Consider the following 18,660-nt stretch of genomic DNA (forward strand, 5'->3'; position numbering starts at 1 on the left):
AGCATTTACACTTAATAGGAAAGCGGGCCAATGAAAAATGTTTCGAAATGCTGAAATGGTTCATTCGTTTTATCAATGACCCCGTTTATTATCATCTTTATTTGTGTCTTTATTCTTTTATTATGAACTTTTGTACTTATTTCAACCTGCTCAATTTGCAATTCAATAGACACATTTATTAACCTCTTCTCATTGTTACGAATAGAATCAAGAATAGATTTTTTCAGTTCATCTTTTAAATAATGGGTGTTGTAAATATTCTCGAAATCGTAATCAGAGATTTCTGTACCAAAAAACGGGTCGTGCCTGACTTCCCTGTATGAGGTAGCCGTAATTAAATGGATCATGTTATGGATCGATTTTTTCAGGTCGATCCGGCGAACTTCTTTTTGACTGATAATTTTGCTTATTGCAACCGGTATGTCAAGATAATCAGGCACGATCATTTTTTTAAGTTAGTTTAATCTGCTAAAAAGCTCCGTTTCGGCTTCTGTTCTTTTACAAAAATGTTGGTTTCCTTCTTTTTGCCAATGTAAGCCAACGACTCCAGCTTATCGAACAGAAGAGCAATAATCTGGATAAACTCAGTGAATTGTTCCACGCTAAAAAGGAGATCAAAATGCCGGTATTCAAAGTTGATACAATACACCAGCAATTTTTCAAAATCGCCCTGTTTCAGTTCCGACCAGTTGGTAAAATAGTTTAGCAGTTCTTCTTTGCTTGCTGCGGCATTTGAATCAATGGTATTTCTAATCACCCTGGCGGCGTTGGCAATATACATGAACAGATAAATTGGCGGCAAATCAGAAATCTCCCATTGCAAACGCAAATGATTCTCTGTTACATATCGGAGCAGGTTTTCTGAAAGAGACAGCACCGACCTGGCCAGGCTGGTATCCTGCTTTTTTTCATTTACCTTCCGGATAATACTTAGCAGATCGAGTTCGAGCTGACTAAAAAACTTCCCGGCTGATTCATAAAAACGTGCCAGTTCCTGATGGCTCTTTACCGTCATGCAGGGGGGAATATAGTCGTCATAAATTTCGGGAGTCCCGTTTTCTATTTTTAACTTCCCGATAAAAAATGAAGCTGGGTGAACTCCCTCTTTTGCCAGCTGTTTTTCCGACATAATACTTACTTTATAGGACGGAACGGCAAAAGGATACCGGGGTGGATCCTCCCGGGCATCCAGGTCTCCAAATGGCTGGCGGTTAAAGGGATCAACCGACAGTAGAATAAAATAATCATCCCCTTCTTCTTTGGCTGCCAATTCCAACTCCTTGGAAATGTCCACCTCCAGTTCAGGCAACTGATGTTCTTCCAAAATTTCAATTCGCGTGCCCCCCTGGCAAACTGCACGGCATTGAAAAATTTTTACCTTAAGAAACTTTTGGTTGTCAATTTTAATCACTGTTTTTTCTGCCCCTTCCGATTCAGCGCCCACAGGGAGTAATCCGTAATTTTTACTGTTCAAAAACAATCCCAAAACATCATTTAACCTGTCAGTAAATGCATTTTCCTGCTGAATAAAATGCTCTTTACTGATGTTCATTCCGTTTTCCCAGTTGACACTTAGGTACTTCAATTTTGGCGACATAATTTTATGTATGATTTAGTTATTTATTTTCATCTCAAAAAGCCACTACAGGACTGTGCTGTAACCCAAAAGCGAATTTTTGGTTTCCGGATCTAAAACAAAAGTCTTTTGCTTCTTGTCCGATACCAACTGGGTCTCAACATCAAGTTCTACCGGCATAAAATAACCGTAGAAACAATTCAACAGCCTGTCAGCCGCCCGGTTTTCAAAAAAGTCCCTGACATGGGTATTTTTCAGCGGCCCCACCTTCACCACCAGTCTGCCTATAAATCCCGAAGCCTTTTTACCGATAACCATATCTTTTCCCAGCTTTGACCAGCCTAAGGCGCCCCCCCGGGGTTTATCCTCAACTTCCGAACCGTTGAGCTCTTCCGGTTCCCAGGGGTCAAGTTCAATACTTACATCTTCTCCCAGAATGCTTTCAAGGCAACGGGCAGTGATATTGTAATTCCCGGCAATCTGATGGGCATAAGGCAAAAGCTTTATTAATCTCGAGGCGTACAACGGAGGAATTTTCCTGTCGATTTTCCAAAACCCCGGAATTAGCCCATTCAAAAAATCGGAATACAGTCGCCGGAGTACCTCTGTTTCTTTCTCTACCACATTCACATTCTGAAAAAAAATCTCATGTTCGAATGGTCTGAAAAATTTACGAATGGATTTCTCCTCCCCTTTAATTTTCATCGACTCTTTTGCCATATCATCCCCCGAAGCATTTTTGTTATCGGAGAAACTATGGAAAAGAGCCTCGGGAAGGCCATCGTATATTCCGGCTCTGTTTAAATGAACACTCAGCGACTCGTCGCCGTTTTCGAAATCCTCCACCTCACTTCGGTCAATATCAAAAGACCACTTCCGTTTAAAAGGCCCGTCGAATACCGCCAATACATCCTTTTGAGAAATATTGTCTTCTCCTAGCAGGCAAGAAATAACATATTCTGCCCTCAAATCAAAAAGCAAGGTGTTAATATATTCCGATTTCTCTTTTAAGTTCACTTAACTAGTTGTATAATATATCTTTTGTTTCAAAAAAGACCTTCTTTAATACAAAGGATTTAAGCGCCAATACATCCTTTATCAAGCGGGAAATACAAAAATTAATATGCCTGTTGACCCTTCTGAAGCAGGATGTTCATTTTGTTCAACAATTTAAAAAAAAATAGGGAATAATAAAAAAGAAATTTCGCTGCTTATTATTGCCTGCTTTTCAAGGGAATTCCGACCATTATCCGGAAAACCTTCACAAAAATTACATTGATTTTACTAAGTGAGTATGCTGTATTTGAGGCTATTTCATCGAAACATAAAATCGGAAGGGTTTATCCCTGCTTTAAACGAATCAATGACAGCCCCTCCCGGAGAGTAACGGTAAACAATGGCATCCTGGGTGTAGTCGATGGCATCGGAAACATATATTTCACCGTTCACCGGGTTAATACCAAAACTATAAAAAAGCTTTTTCCCTGCCGGAATGAATACGGAATCAGGCAGCTGTCTGCTGTTCACGGGCATTTTACAAATTCCTTTGTTTATGTAAAAAAGAGTATCGCCTGTTCCGTCTATTTCAAGGTCTGAGGGAAGCGCACCGGTTTCAAAACGATAAATCTGCTCTACTGTAAAAGTTAGTGGGTCGAGACGGCTCAGCGCCGGAAGGTCATTTCCTGCCGGAGAACCTTCGTAACCTCCGTCAGAGAGTACCCAGATTTTACCGTTCTTATCCACTTCCAAATCTCGTGGTTGGAGCGGAACCCTGATTTTGGTTATCATCTGATCGGTTTCGGTATCGATGACCAAAATATTTTGGTCAAAAGACCATGATGATACAAAAAGATATTTTCCAACCTGTACCATCTGTTCCGAGGAGTGTCCTTCCAGTTCGATACTACCTGTAACTTCCAGGGTTGAAGGATTAAACAGGGTAATATTCCCGGCATACAAATCAGATATATAAGCTTTCTCATCCGAAATAAAGTGAATATAACGTGGCGAATTTAGCCCTTCTACTGCCCCCTTAAATTCAACTGTGCGGGCATCCACCACATAAATTTTACCTGAGTTGTTGACCACTAAAAACAACTGGTTGTCGCGCAATGCCAAGGATTGTAATACATCGCCCAGGGGGGCGTTATTCCGGGCATAAAACAACTGGTTTGTTACAGTTTTCCTTTCGGGATGATAAAAGGAAAGCGAACCGTTCCCGTACATAAAATTCCCCTCACAGGCAATAAAAACACCGGATTCGGTGTCAAGATCAAAAAATACAGTTTCGACCGGCTCCTCACTGCATGACCAGATTACTGTCAGCAAAAAAGCTATTTTTATCCAATGCTTCATTCTTTTCGGTATTTGAATGCAACAGAAAATGTATAAAAGCGACCAGGCATAGGGCGCCACAAAATACTCTGATAATTCAGATCAAACAGGTTTTCAACGGCACATTTCAGGTTCAGCGAAAAATCCTTCCACAAAACCTGTTTACCAAAACTTAGCCGGCTCAGCCAGTAAGGATTCAGCACCTGCTCAAAATCCGATTCCTGATTGCTCGATCTGGTGAACCGCTTCCCTATCCCATTCAAATCGTATTTCAGGGTAAATTTTTTCCAGGTGCTGCTGAAATAGATTCCCCCTTTATGCTTCGGAATGTAAATCAACTGCTTGCCACGCGATTCATCTGCCGAACGTTCGGCATTCAGGTTAACAGTACTGGTAAACGCATAATTCCCTCCGGAACGAAACCGGAATTTTCGCCACTCCAGATCTGCGGTAAAGCTGTATTCGATTCCCTTCGACAATACGTCTTTTACATTGTTTGCTTCCCAGTAGTAAGCTCCGTTGGAAGCAGGGCGCCAGATAATCCAGTTTTCCACCTTCGACAAAAACCCGGTCAGTTCATTTGTAAAGACAACTTTTCCTATCCGAAAATCGCCGGCCAGGGAAACATCTCCCGTATAACCATCTTCGGGCAAAAGGTCCGGGTTACCACCGGGCAGCCAGTACAAATCATTGAGGGTAGGCTTGTGGTAGTTCCTGGCCACATTCGAACGTAAAATAACGGGCACTTCTCTGAAAACCTGCCACTCAACGCCGGCAGCAGGAATGAGCGGTACCACATGTTTGTCATAATTTTCGGATCGTATTAACACAAAAGCTGCCAGCCGTTCCGATGGTTTAAAGTGCAAATTGAACAATAGACTGGTTTCCAGCCGGTTTTCCTTGTATCCCCCGCTACTCACATTGTCTTTGGCCTCCACTTCATGGTAATTAACATCGACACTGACCGTTGCAAAGTATTGGTCGCTGAACTTCCTGAAAATCCGCAGGTGGTTCAGAAAACTTGTTTCCGAACTTTTGGAATCTGCATTTACAAACTGAAATTCCGGAGTTGCCCGGTAGTAGTCGAGTCGTGTAGTATTCAATCCGGAGAAAAAATGGTAATTCAATCCTTCAGAGTATTTTTTCCAGTCGTATTGCACTCTGAATTGCCGATCCTCCTGGTACTCTTCACGTTCACTTCCCTGGTAAGACATCAGCTGCGGCAGGTTGCGCTTGCTCTCCTGGTACCACAGCCGCACCCCCGACACTTTATTTTCAGCATGCCGAAGATAAAACTCCTGAAGAATACCGGCTTTCCGGTAATCAGCATTTTTCAGGGTATCATTTCTTTTGGGGATAACTCCCGAGTTGTAAAACGGGAAATCGTTTTCGGAGCCTTCATAAAATATTCTTGTAGAAGACTGGAATTGTTTCCCGCCCATTCCCAGTTTCAAAAACGATTTTCGCGAATGGAAAGAGCCGGTTTCGGCCATTCCCTCCAGATGCAACCGGGTACGCCAGTCAGGATTATTGCCTAAATGAATACTGCCGCCCAGGGCCCCGCTTCCCTTCGTAAGGGAACTGCCGCCATGCAACAGATAAATTTCATCGGTAAAGAATACCGGAAGCAGCGACAAATCAGCAAACCCGCGCATGGGCGAGTTCAGGTTCATGCCGTTCCACAGCACCTGGGTATGGGAGGCTGCTGTTCCACGAAAACTGGCAGTGGCTGCCGAGCCCCTTCCATAGGACTTTACAAAAACCGGTGAATAATCGGAAATCAGTTCCGAAAGATCGGTAGTCAGCGAAGAAACCCTTTGCAGCGAATCGGTGCGGGTAATTTTTAATCCTGCTTCTTCTACCCTCTTTTTAGCCAACACTTTTACCTCCTGTATCCGGACGGTATCCGTAAAGTTTTGGCCGTTTACAAATACACAAACCACTGAAAGGAGCAAAACCAATAATGTTTTCAATCCCCTCATTTTTTGATGATTTTGTGTGTTTCGGCCTCTCCTTTTTGAATGATTACAAGGTAATACATGCCAGATGGAAGTGAGGAAAGATCCATTTTCACCAAACCGGAAACAAGCTCTTTTTCAAAAAGAACACGGCCCGTAGGGTCAAGAATACGGGCACTGGTACCGCGGTTACCAGCAGTCTCAACTCCTTTTCCACCCTGAATAAACAGGTTATCCTCAACCGGATTTGGATAGGCTCGAAAAACTTTCCGGGCTATCGGGACAAGGCCTGTTGTTAACTTTTTGGAAATTAAAACAGCGTTACTCCCCGAGCTAACAATCAGCGGAGGTTCATTTTCCAACGTAAAAGCCACTTTCCCCGTTTCATCCGTGAAATAAGTACTACCCGCCGTAACTTCTGCATTTGAAACCGGGACAAAACCAGATTCAGAAATTACATCATTTGCCAGGCTGCACGATGTTTGTTCCAAGGTTATTTCAACCTCCTCACCTGTGAGCGCCGAATCTTTGCTGCTTAATAGCCGTGTGTAATTCCAGTCTTCGGAGATACCGGGTACGTGGTATAATGCAACGGTGTCGCCGTCTGCGATTTCTTTTTGGTCGAAAGTATTCAGAAACTGCTTGCTGTTCCAACGGGCAATCCAGGAGCGGGCAAATGCCGCAGGTTCGATTTTACCCCCCCAGCCGTAAGTGAAGAGGCCACCTTTTTCTACAGAATATAAATAAAGCTTCCCACTGGCAGCGTCATCGTCCCTGAAGCGGAATGCTGCTTCTGCTTTCTCCAATCCGGAAGCCAGCGCATGAAAAAGTGTCGGTTGGTTTAAACCGGAATAGTCCGATTGCCGGTTTTCCACCGCCTCATTCAAATTGCCTGCTTCTACTTCTATCCATTGAAAAGGCAACAGGTTTTCATCTTCCGTCATCAGCGTGAAATACACCCTGATTTTATCATCCGCTGAATACACATTCACCCGCACCTGCTTTTCAAGCGGAAACCCCTCTGCCGAGCATGTAAGTATTGTCTCTCCCGGCTGAACAGCTACAAAAATGAATGTACCTTCTTTTTCAATTACTTTTCCAACCAATGTATTGGAAGATAAAAACTGAACCGGCACACTGATCTTTTCCTGTTCATTATCAAAAACCTGCACATCCAAATCTATCGAATCTCCGGGGTACACCGATGAAAAATCGGACAGTAACCGGATAGAGTCTGGTATGACCACTTTCAGGGTTGTATATTCCACTTCCTCCCCGGCCGAAATTTCCAATACCGCCTCACCAGATGCATGTGCCAACAGCTTCCCTGTGGAGGCAATACGTATCACATTTTCATTTTGCGAAACTACTGAAACGGGCGTATTGATATTTCTGCCTTTTTCAAAATACCTGGCCTCCAGTTTCAGCGAATCCCCCTTCAACATTTTTAGCGGATGCCGGTAAACCACCAGCCGGTTTTCTTTTCCTGAAATTTCGGGACGTGGCTTAACGGCTTGCACCCAGGCCACATCAGTAGAAACTTCCCCCAACCATCCGATGCTTGCAAGATTCCCCGAAACAATTTTCACAAAATGAATGGAATCCAAATCCACGTAATTCCCCTGGGGGTCTATGGCCCAGGAAATGTCAACAGGATCGCCGCCCGCCCCTTCTGTTTCTATCGTATAAGGATTATCGGGTAATGTCACATCCACGTTTTGTTTACGCGGATAGGCATCGGCATACCCAAATACCGGAGGAAGTATTTTTAAACTATTGAGGTTGGAGCTGTCTATTTCGGTTGGGAACATAGTCCCTTCAAAAGTAACTGACTCCTGCGGATAGCCGGGAAAATTTTCCTCCAAGGGGTAATACTCCTGAAGATTAAAACTGTTGGCCCTAATCCAGCCGGTTTCACCCAGGTTATCTTTCCAGAAAATATCCCGGGTATCGGTCTTAAAATAAGTTACTGCGTAATTTTTCTTTGTTTTCGGATGAGCATGATGACTTCCGGCAATTTCGTACCAGGTTTCATCAGGCTGCCCGTTCTGGTTTTCGTCTGCCATCACCCAAATCACTCCGGGCTCTGACGATCCGGCAAAGGCATTCCCGAAAACAGTAAAGTCGATCCCGTACGGATTATCCGGGTGATTAACACAGGCCTTTTCAAAACCCAGTACAATGTACCCGCCAAAACTTCCCAGCGAAACCATTTTGGTGGTATCCCCGGTCATTTTTTGGGCTGCCTGCGGCGTACCAATGTTTTCCATGTTCATGTGCTGTCCCGGCGCTGGCCGGTACTCAATAAGGCGTTTAGCCGCACTTTGCGAAAAGCCACACATGGCTGACGCCATAAAAACAGATAGAATTGTAATTTTTTTCATTCCCCTTGGTTAAATTCATAAAACACGGGGAAATAAAAAGTCAGGTATTTAAACCGTCGCTTTTATTCCCGAAAGCTTTTTTTGAAAATGGCAGGTCTTCTGGCTTACCCCAATTGGCGGCGGCCTTCCCGTTCCAAAAAGATCCGGACAGTGGCCATTTTTGCTACCAACATGAAAGGATTACAGCTGCGGGTACAGCTCCGGAATTTCACCGGATTCCCTTTTATTATTTACCATTCACGCCACAAAAATAATAATTCTGGAACAAAATTCTATTTAGAATGTTTCCAAATAATTACGTTGATACTTTAACTTAAAATAGAATTTGAAAATGACAAAACTTAAAATATCTTTATTTGCCCTTGCTATTTTTATAAACTCTTTGACAGTCAAGGCTCAGCAGGAAACAGACGCAGTAATTATCGGGCATGTTGTTGCCTATGGAGAACACATCCCGTTTGTCAATATTTATCTTGAAAATACCAATTATGGAACAACAACAGATGCCACCGGTCATTATATGATGATTGACCTTCCGGAGGGCAAATTTACACTGGTAGCCAAAATGATTGGGTATAAAACAGAAAAACGTCCGATAACATTAAAGGCAGGAGAAACCATTGAAATAAAATTCGAATTGGAGGAAGAGGTAATGAAGGTGGACGAGGTAGTAATTACCGGCACAAAAACGTTTAAACGGCAAACCGAAAGTGCAGTAATTGTGAACGTAGTCGATTCCAGAACCATCAAAAACATAGCGGCACAAACTGTTTCGGAAGCGCTGAATTTCCAGCCGGGGCTGCGCATGGAAGTAGATTGTCAAACGTGCAACTACTCCCAGTTACGAATGAACGGTTTGGGCGGCGCCTACAGCCAGATACTGGTAAACAGCCGGGCCGTTTTCAGTCCGCTGACCGGACTTTACGGACTGGAACAACTCCCTTCGGAGATGGTGGAACGCATTGAAGTAGTGCGCGGCGGGGCTTCTGCTTTGTATGGTTCCAGCGCTATTGGCGGTACCGTAAACATCATTACACGGATGCCCCAGCGTAATTCATTTGAAATTACTTCCAACAATACCGTTATTGGCGACGGTTCGACCGATTTCAACCTGAACGGAACCCTTACTGCCCTTTCGCAGAAACGAAATGCAGGCGTGGCGCTTTACACTTCACACCGCCAGCGTGATGCGTATGATCACAACGGAGACCGTTTTTCAGAATTGCCTTCCCTGACCAATAACTCTTTCGGATTAAATTCTTTTTTCAGACTGGATGAAAAGCAGAAGCTTGAAGCCAATTTATCAAGTATGCACGAATACCGCTATGGCGGTGAAATGACTGACGGCCCTGCTTATCTTGCGCGGCAATCGGAAGAACGCACACACGATGTGCTTATGGGAGGCGTGGATTATGAACTGACCAGCGAAGAAGGAAACAGAACTCTGGCGCTATACACTGCAGGCCAATACACCAAAAGAAAACATTTTACGGGCATTGCACCCGACGAAGGGCCAGACCTTCAGGATTACAACAACGACCCACCCTACGGGAATTCAAAAAACTACACACTTCAAATGGGAGCTCAATTAAATCAAACTGTACAGGACTTTATCCGCGGCACCAACACTTTCACTTTTGGTGCCGAATATGTGGTAGACGATGTTTTTGATGAAATTGAAAGTTACGAATATTTAATTGATCAAAACTCGAGAAACCTGGGAGCCTTTGTGCAAAGCGACTGGATGCTTTCCCGAAAAGTAACTTTACTTACCGGTGTGCGGGCCGACAAACACAATTTTGTGGATGCCCTTATTGTAAATCCCCGCATTTCGTTTTTATTCAAACCAGGACTTAACGGACAGTTTCGCTTATCATGGTCCACCGGTTTCCGCGCGCCCCAGGCATTCGATGCCGATATGCACATTGCCTTTGCAGGCGGAGGGATTCAAACCATTCAACTAAGCGAGGACCTGAAAGAAGAACGTTCGCAAAGCTGGAGTACCTCTTTCAACTGGGACCGGCCAACAGAAAAACACATTTACGGGTTCACCCTCGAAGGATTTTATACAAGGCTGAAAGATGCATTCATTCAGGAAGAAATAGGAACTACAGAAAAGGGAAACTCTATTCTTGAAAAAAGAAACGGTGGGGCAAGCAATGTCTATGGCGCAACGCTCGAAGCACGTTTAAATTACAACAGAAAGCTGCAGGTAGAAACCGGCGTTACATTGCAAAAAAGCATCTATGAAAATCCGGTGGCCTGGTCAGAAGAACTGCCGGGCACCAAAGATTATCTTCGCACACCCGAATCTTACGGTTACTATACATTTACCTGGACACCCGGAGACCGTTTCAGTACAACCCTTTCAGGTATTTATACCGGCTCAATGCTTGTGCCTCATTATGGAGCAGCGGAAGATCCCGGCACGCCGGAACAGGATATTTTATTTCAATCTCCTGAGTTTTTGGAAACAAACCTGAAACTTGCGTACACTTTCGAACTGCAACGGCTGGATTCCTCCATCGAATTATTTGGCGGTATCAACAATATGCTGAATCAATACCAGGACGATTTCGACAGCGGAAAAAACCGCGACAGCGGTTATGTGTACGGGCCGGCCAGACCCAGAACATTTTTTATCGGACTAAGAATATTTAACTGACGGGTAGAACAAACTGAAATTCGCTCATAAAAAAAGTGATAGCATGACTAACAATCATACTATCACTTTTTTTTATATCCTGTTGAATAACAACCTATTTCCTCTTTTTATATACTTTCTCCGGCAATTTCAACGCCCGAACAATCAAAAATATTCCAACCAAAACAAAAGGTAAACTGAGCCACTGCCCCATGTTCAGCGCCATGCCAGCTTCAAAAGTTTCCTGATCCTCTTTTATAAATTCAATAAAAAAACGGGCAGAAAATATCAATACAAAAAATGCCCCGGTAAGCAACCCTTCTTTGTTTTTGGAGCGGGTACGCCAGTACATAAAGATTAATACTCCAAAAGAAATAAAGTAAGCCAAAGCTTCATAAATCTGGGTTGGATGTTTTGCCACAGTTTCGCCGTTGCGTTCAAAAATAAATCCCCACGGTAGGCTGGTTTCAATGCCGTAAATTTCGGAGTTCATTAAGTTCCCTGTCCGGATAAATGCCCCAACCAAAGCAGTAGGAACAACGATACGGTCGATAGTCCACAACACATTACGTTTGGTAATTACCTTTGCATGGATCAGCAAAGCCAGAATAATTCCAATGGCCCCTCCGTGGCTGGCCAGTCCGCCGTGCCAAACCATAATGATTTCTTCGGGGTGCTGCGAGTAATAATCCCAACCGTAAAAAAAGACATGCCCCAGACGGGCGCCAACAATGGTTGCGATAATGATGTAAAAGAAGAGGGAATCAATCCACTTTTGCGGAACATTTTCCGACTTTAACATCCGTTCGCCAATGTAGTAACCAATTAAAAAACCGGAAGCGAAAAGGAGTCCGTACCAGCGAACTGAAAGCGGCCCCAGGTTAAATATTTCAGGATTGGCATTCCAGTGGATAAAATTCAAAAGGTGCATCATTTCGTATTTATTTTGTATGGATATTACATCATTTTGGATAAAAACCGGGGGCAGAAACTATGCCCCTCCCCTGCCATGGCATTGTTTGTATTTCTTTCCGCTTCCGCAGGGGCACGGGTCGTTACGGCCCACCTTTTTCTCCACGCGAACGGGCTGTGGCCTTGAGCGCTCTCCGGTTTGCACATTGGCTCCTTCCATAGGATTCTCCACTCCGGGCAGATCTGATTTTTGCGTTTTATAGCGGCTCATATCTGTCCGTCTTCGTTCTTCTGCCTGCCGCACCTGGTCAGAACTTTGAATGGGTATATGCCCTTTCATCAGGGTAGAAACCACATCTTTGTTTACCTTGCTGACCATCATTTTGAAAAGGTTGAATGATTCGAACTTATAAATCAGCAATGGATCTTTCTGCTCATAGGTTGCATTTTGTACCGACTGCTTCAAATCGTCCATCTCGCGTAACTGCTCTTTCCATGACTCGTCGATGGTATTCAGCACAATCTGCTTCTGGTAAGACTTAACAAGCTCTTTTCCTTTATTCAGGTACGCCTTTTCAAGGTTACAGACAATCTGGAAAACCCGTTTACCGTCGGTAATGGGAACAACAATATTTTTATAAACCTCCGATTTGGTTTCATACACATTTTTGATGACCGGGAAAGCCTGTTTGGATATAATATCCACCTTCCGCTTATAACCTTCAATCATCTTTTCATAAATACGGTCGGTAGTCTCTTGTGCCGAGAGTTGTTTAAATTCTTCTTCTGAAACAGGAGACTCAATGGAAAGCAACCGCAGCAATTCCATGTTAAAATCTTCAAACTGATCGGAACCGTAATATCCCTCCACCAGCTCTTCCACTGCGTCGTACATCATGTTCAGCATATCTACCTCCAGACGTTCGCCGAACAACGCATGCTTCCGTTTTTTATAGATGACTTCGCGTTGCGAGTTCATTACATCGTCGTATTCCAGCAACCGTTTACGAATGCCGAAGTTGTTCTCTTCCACTTTCTTTTGCGCCCGTTCAATGGACTTGGAAATCATAGAGTGCTGAATCACCTCACCTTCTTTCAATCCAAGGCGATCCATTACACCGGAAATTCGATCGGAACCAAACAAACGCATCAAATCGTCTTCAAGGGAAACGTAAAACTGCGAGGAACCCGGGTCTCCCTGTCGTCCGGCACGACCGCGCAACTGGCGGTCAACCCGTCTCGAATCATGCCGTTCGGTACCCACAATAGCCAATCCACCGGCTTTTTTCACTTCAGGAGACAATTTAATGTCGGTTCCACGGCCGGCCATGTTGGTGGCAATGGTAACCGCTCCTGAACGTCCTGCTTCGGCAACAATCTCCGCCTCGCGGGCATGCAGTTTGGCATTCAGTACATTGTGCTTAATTCCCCTGATTTTTAACATCCGGCTAAGCAATTCCGAAATTTCAACCGAAGTTGTCCCGACCAATACCGGGCGTCCGACCTTGTTCAATTCCACAATTTCATCGATAACCGAATTGTATTTTTCACGTTTGGTTTTGTACACCAGGTCTTCTCTGTCGTCGCGCACTATAGGCCGGTTGGTAGGAATTACAACAACCTCCAATTTATAAATATCCCACAATTCTCCGGCTTCTGTTTCGGCCGTACCGGTCATTCCTGCCAGCTTGTGGTACATCCGGAAGTAATTTTGTAGGGTAATAGTAGCAAAGGTTTGCGTTGCCGCTTCCACTTTTACCCGCTCTTTAGCCTCAATGGCCTGGTGCAGTCCGTCGGAATACCGGCGTCCCTCCATAATACGGCCGGTTTGTTCGTCCACAATCTTCACCTTGTTGTCGATAACCACATATTCCACATCTTTTTCAAACATGGTGTAGGCTTTCAGCAACTGGTTGATGGTATGCACCCTTTCCGACTTCACGGCATAATCCTGCATCAGCTTGTCCTTCTTCTCCAAAAGCGTGTCGTGCGAATGGCCGGCATTCTCCAATTCAGCCATTTCAGCACCCATGTCGGGCATAACAAAAAATTCCGAATCGGCCATACCCTCTGAAATCAAATCAATTCCTTTGTCAGTAAGCTCTACAGAATTGAGTTTCTCTTCAATAATAAAAAAGAGAGGGTCGGTAACAATATGCATGTTTTTATTGTTGTCCTGCATATAAAAATTTTCGGTTTTTGTCAGGACAGCCCTCATGCCTTCTTCACTGAGGAATTTAATTATCGATTTGTTTTTGGGCAACCCTTTGTGGGCGCGCAGCAATAATAATCCTCCTTCCTTTTTTTCCTTGTCGGTAGCGTCTTCTTTAGTCAGCAACCGCTTGGCATCAATAAAAATATGATTGACCAAATCACGCTGGGCTTTATATATTTTTTCCACATACCCTTTCAGTTCCTCAAACTGCTGATCTTCTCCTTTAGGCACCGGCCCTGAAATAATAAGCGGGGTACGTGCATCGTCAATCAATACGGAGTCCACTTCGTCCACAATGGCGTAGTGGTGTTTGCGCTGTACCAAATCTTCCGGGTTGATTGACATATTGTCGCGGAGGTAGTCGAACCCAAATTCATTGTTGGTTCCATACGTAATATCCGCATTGTATGCTTTTCGGCGCGATTCAGAGTTGGGCTGGTGTTTATCAATACAGTCAACTGTTAGTCCGTGAAATTCGAAAACAGGCCCCATCCATTCAGCATCCCTTTTGGAAAGGTAATCGTTGACAGTAACCACATGCACTCCCCGTCCGGCCAGGGCATTCAAAAATACAGGCAAGGTAGCTGCAAGCGTTTTTCCTTCCCCCGTGGCCATCTCGGCAATTTTCCCCTGGTGCAAAACGATACCGCCAATGAGCTGTACATCGTAATGAACCATTTCCCAAAGAATTTCTGTACCGCCGGCCACCCAGCGATTTTTCCACAACGCCTTGTCTCCGTTTACCGAAATACTTCCGCGGGAAGAAGCCAGGTCTTTGTCGTATTCACGGGCAGTAACCTCCACTATTTCATTCTCAAAAAAGCGGCGGGCGGTATCTTTTACCACGGCAAATGCAGTGGGTAGAATCTCGTTCAGCACAACCTCTATTTTCTCATTTATCGTCTCTTCCAACTTGTCAATCCGCTCATAAATCTTTTGGCCCTCCTCAATTTCGGCCTCTTCTGCCTGCTCTTTCAGCGTCCGTATTTCATCCTCTTCCGGCTTAATTCTTTCCTTTATAATCTCCCTCAGTTTGTCAGCCTCATTTCTTAGTTCATCGTTTGAGAGGGAAACCAAACGCTGGTATTCCTGTTTAATTTGTTCCACAATCGGCGATATTTCCTTAATATCCCGTTCTGATTTATTCCCGAGTATTTTCCCGAGCATCTTGGTCACAAATGCCATATTATAATGCTGTTAATTTCTATTTTAATAATGTCTGTGCAAATTTAGTTAAATGAACAGGGTAAAAAAACGGAATGAAATACTTTTCATGAAAAAAGATGTAAAAATGACATCGGGATGTTAGAGCATTTATTCAAAAATGAATGTGTTTCCCTCCATATAAATCCGACTGCATTCATATTGTTTTTTTCTGAACCTTCAACAAAAACCATCGTTGAGTTGTATTCTACATTACAATGAATACCAGGTTTCTAAATATTTTATACAAAAGAAAGCTGAACCGGGAAAATGAAGCGGAGCAAAGCACTAAAAGAATGTACAAACATATCCAACATAAATAATTATAGGGAACACCGGTCAACCAGCTGTTCTAGCACAAAAATGAACCAGGGAATAAAAAAAATAAGATGAACGACAAAGAATATTTCTCGCATTTATACGAAATTGCCCGCTACCTGAACAAGGAGTTTTCCCTGCACTCGGCATTGCGAAAAGCACTGGAGAAAACGGTTGAATTACTCCGCCTGGAAACGGGTTGGATTTGGCTGGTACAGGAAGACACCAAATCGGTTTACCTCGCCGCTTCCTATAACCTGCCTCCGGCGCTTAGCCGATACCCCGAACGGCTTTCGGGACGCTGTTTCTGCATCGACCGGTACCTGGCAAATGGCATTTCGAAAGCGCGGAACATCAGTGAAATTACATGTACCCGTTTGCAGAATATCTCTTCCGGCACACGTGGACTAAAATTTCATGCCACCATTCCTATTACCATCGATGGCCGGAAAGTAGGGCTAATTAACCTGGTGAGCAAAGAGACACAACAACTGGATGAAAAGGCTCTTTCCATTTTAAATACCATCAGCGAACTGCTGAGTATCGCCATCCGGCGAACCCGGGCACAGGATTTACAAGTTAGGAAAAGCACAACGAGCGAAATGTTGGTGCTTGATGTATTGAACCGGGTACTGGAACCGGGAATGGAAGAACTGGTTGCCAAACTAAAAAAAATCCAATCGTTTGCAATAAGAGGAGACAGTATACTAGTGTCGGACCGCCTGAGTGAAACGATCCGGGAAGCAGAAGAGCTTTACCGGCAACTTTTTTTCATACAGGGAGAAACACAGGAACAGGCAGTTGATCAGAATGCAGAAAACAATTTGCATTATCCTACCTCCCCTTTAACAGCCCGTGAGCTGGAAGCGCTCACACTGGTCAAAAAAGGATATACCAATAAACAAATAGCCGAACAACTTTTTATTTCGGAACGTACGGTCAAATTTCATATTTCATCTATTTTGTCGAAACTGCTTGCCCACACCCGTACAGAAGCAGTTGAAACAGCAACCCAAAGGGGATTGCTGGGGGTTTAACAATCCACTGCTTTCGGTTCTGTTGGTTTCATTTTCTTCTTCATAAAGCCTGAGGAAAGCGGAAAACACGTGCCATTTTTATATTTCAGAAAACGACACCTGTCCTATCGTACAGGTAAAATTCTGGCCTTTCGACCGTTTTTTCAGGGCTTTTTCCTTTTCATCTTTGCAATCATAAAGAAATAAAACAGAAAGCTATGAAAACAGTTATTCTTTTAGGAACAGTAAGAAAAGGAAGGCAGTCACACAAAGCGGCTCATTACCTGGAAAGAAGGCTTCAGGCTCTGGGCATTGAGACCGACCTGATCGATCTCGCGAAAACCCCGTTGCCGATAGCCGGCACCGAAGAAGCCGAAACACCTGAAGCAAAAAGGGCCATCGCGCACATTGGAACACGCATAGAAGAAGGTAATTCCCTGATTTTTGTAACACCGGAATACCAGGGAAGTTTTTCGGGTGTATTAAAAAATGCACTGGATCATTACTGGGCAGAATTCCAAAAAAAACCAGTGGGCGTGGTAGCCTCCTCATCAGGTCGAATGGCAGGCATCAATGCCTCCACACAGTTGCAACATGTAATCTTAAGCCTGGGCGCTTTCCCCATGCCCAACAAACTGCTTATTTCAGAAGTTCATACTGCTTTTGATGCATACGGTGAACCGAAAGAGCAGCGAATCGTTAGAAGTACTAATAAATTTTTGGATGAACTGCTGTGGTTTGCCAGTGCATTTTGTCTAAAAAAACAAAAGGAGGTAGTCGTATGAACCCAAACCGCTTTTACACAAGAACAACACTGTTGCTCATCAGCAGCTTAACCGTAATGGCAGGGACAACAATTGCCCCCACACTTCCATCCCTTCAGTCACATTTTTCTGAAATAGAAAATGTTGGATTCTGGATTCGATTGATTCTTACACTGCCCGGACTATTTATTGTTATGGCATCGCCTGTTGCTGGGTACCTGTTAGACCGCGGCAACCGTTTGCGCCTGCTAATCCCGTCTATGATTTTATACGGACTTGCAGGCAGTTCGGGCCTTTACCTCGAATCAGTGGGCGCTATTCTGGCCGGACGCGCCCTGCTTGGAGTGGCAGTGGCCGGAATTATGACCAGCGCTACCACCCTCATTGCCGATTATTACGACGGACCGGCCCGTTCCCGGTTTATGGGCTGGCAGGCTGCATTTATGAACTTCGGAGGAGTCGTTTTTCTTACCGCAGGCGGTGCACTGGCCGAACGGGGCTGGAGCTGGCCGTTTGCCATTTACCTTTCAGCCCTTCTGATGGTACCACTTGCTTTGTCCGCTCTTTCCGGCCCGAAGAAAATACCAGGAATAACAGAAACAATAAAAACCGGGAATAACGGAAAAACCGCAGCAGATTCTTCCCGGCTGCTGATTTTTATTTATGCCATAGTTTTTAGTGCAATGGTTGTTTTTTATTTTATTCCCCTTCATATCCCCTACTATCTGGAGAAACTGGCAAATGCAGGCCCCACTTTAAGCGGCATGGCCATTGCGCTGGCCACTTTTTGCGGCGCCATAACCTCCTTTAGCTACGGAAAAATCAGAAGCCGGTTGGGATATCTCCCCATCCTCGGGTTAATCTTCGGATTGATGGGCACCGGTTACCTGACAATCGCTCTGAGCAGCAGCTATCCTGTAGTGCTTGCCGGGCTTGCAGTCAGCGGTTTGGGAATGGGGCTCATGTTTCCAAACATGAACGTTTGGCTTACCACCGAAGTTTCCCCTTCGGTCCGCGGCCGGGCGATAGGTGGCTTCACAACAGCTGTATTTCTCGGACAGTTTGTTTCACCCTTCGCAGGCCAGCCCATAGTGGATCAGTTTGGACTTGTAAACCTCTTTGGAATAGCAGGTATTCTGATGCTAAACCTTGCGCTCGCATTTGTGATATGGAAAAAACAGATTCTCGATAGTATCATGCAAGTAAAAAAAGAGCCGATTGTAGAAACGGTTTCGGTTAAAACAAGATCCCGAAAAATTTCAGGGTAGCACCGGGAATAATTAAACGGAACATGATTTACATTCTTTTAAACGCTGAAAATTAAAAGCTTAAAATA

12 protein-coding genes and 1 riboswitch are annotated in these 18,660 nt (G+C 44.3%); of the genes, 4 read left to right on the plus strand and 8 right to left on the minus strand.

What is annotated here, in order from left to right; translation table 11 throughout:
• Positions 1–11 precede the first annotated feature (11 nt).
• The 6 genes from D1164_RS09305 to D1164_RS09330 all read right to left on the minus strand — a co-directional run bounded on the left by D1164_RS09305 (position 12) and on the right by D1164_RS09330 (position 8,252).
• A complete protein-coding gene (locus tag D1164_RS09305) occupies positions 12–440 on the minus strand; it encodes a GPW/gp25 family protein (protein WP_172594398.1) in 429 nt (142 codons plus the stop codon).
• Positions 441–460: 20 nt separating this feature from the next.
• Positions 461–1,597, minus strand: coding sequence for a hypothetical protein (locus D1164_RS09310; RefSeq protein WP_119349701.1), 1,137 nt, complete (start codon positions 1,595–1,597; stop codon positions 461–463).
• A 45-nt stretch (positions 1,598–1,642) separates the two neighbouring features.
• A complete protein-coding gene (locus D1164_RS09315) occupies positions 1,643–2,593 on the minus strand; it encodes a type VI secretion system baseplate subunit TssG (RefSeq protein WP_119349702.1) in 951 nt (316 codons plus the stop codon).
• 297 nt (positions 2,594–2,890) lie between these two features.
• Positions 2,891–3,931, minus strand: a complete 1,041-nt coding sequence (locus D1164_RS09320; RefSeq protein WP_119349703.1) for a DUF5074 domain-containing protein — start codon at positions 3,929–3,931, stop codon at positions 2,891–2,893.
• Positions 3,928–5,883, minus strand: a complete 1,956-nt coding sequence (locus D1164_RS09325; protein WP_172594399.1) for a TonB-dependent receptor plug domain-containing protein — start codon at positions 5,881–5,883, stop codon at positions 3,928–3,930. The genes D1164_RS09320 and D1164_RS09325 overlap by 4 nt, the downstream gene beginning before the upstream one ends.
• A 5-nt stretch (positions 5,884–5,888) precedes the next feature.
• Positions 5,889–8,252, minus strand: a complete 2,364-nt coding sequence (locus tag D1164_RS09330) for a T9SS type A sorting domain-containing protein (RefSeq protein ID WP_119349705.1) — start codon at positions 8,250–8,252, stop codon at positions 5,889–5,891.
• A 72-nt stretch (positions 8,253–8,324) separates the two neighbouring features.
• A riboswitch (cobalamin riboswitch) is annotated at positions 8,325–8,505 on the minus strand.
• A gap of 78 nt (positions 8,506–8,583) precedes the next feature.
• Here D1164_RS09330 and D1164_RS09335 point away from each other — a divergent pair.
• On the plus strand, positions 8,584–10,917 hold the full coding sequence (locus D1164_RS09335; protein WP_119349706.1) for a TonB-dependent receptor: 2,334 nt from the start codon (positions 8,584–8,586) through the stop codon (positions 10,915–10,917).
• 94 nt (positions 10,918–11,011) lie between these two features.
• Here the strand turns inward: D1164_RS09335 and lgt are convergent, their stop codons facing one another.
• Positions 11,012–11,830, minus strand: coding sequence for a prolipoprotein diacylglyceryl transferase (gene lgt / locus D1164_RS09340; RefSeq protein ID WP_241558273.1), 819 nt, complete (start codon positions 11,828–11,830; stop codon positions 11,012–11,014).
• A gap of 57 nt (positions 11,831–11,887) precedes the next feature.
• Complete coding sequence (secA, locus tag D1164_RS09345; RefSeq protein ID WP_119349707.1) at positions 11,888–15,208, minus strand: preprotein translocase subunit SecA; 3,321 nt, start codon at positions 15,206–15,208, stop codon at positions 11,888–11,890.
• Positions 15,209–15,615: 407 nt separating this feature from the next.
• Between secA and D1164_RS09350 the strand changes: the two genes are divergently transcribed.
• The 3 genes from D1164_RS09350 to D1164_RS09360 all read left to right on the plus strand — a co-directional run bounded on the left by D1164_RS09350 (position 15,616) and on the right by D1164_RS09360 (position 18,592).
• Entirely contained in the window at positions 15,616–16,581 is a 966-nt protein-coding gene (locus tag D1164_RS09350; protein ID WP_119349708.1) for a LuxR C-terminal-related transcriptional regulator, read from the plus strand.
• Between the two features lie 197 nt (positions 16,582–16,778).
• Positions 16,779–17,345 (plus strand): NADPH-dependent FMN reductase, encoded by a 567-nt coding sequence (locus D1164_RS09355; protein WP_119349709.1) that lies wholly within the window; start codon positions 16,779–16,781, stop codon positions 17,343–17,345.
• Entirely contained in the window at positions 17,342–18,592 is a 1,251-nt protein-coding gene (locus tag D1164_RS09360) for an MFS transporter (protein ID WP_119349710.1), read from the plus strand. Before D1164_RS09355 ends, D1164_RS09360 begins: the two co-directional genes overlap by 4 nt.
• Positions 18,593–18,660 lie beyond the last annotated feature (68 nt).

It is taken from the genome of Mariniphaga sediminis, assembly GCF_003573545.1.
In the GTDB taxonomy this organism is placed as follows: domain Bacteria; phylum Bacteroidota; class Bacteroidia; order Bacteroidales; family Prolixibacteraceae; genus Mariniphaga; species Mariniphaga sediminis.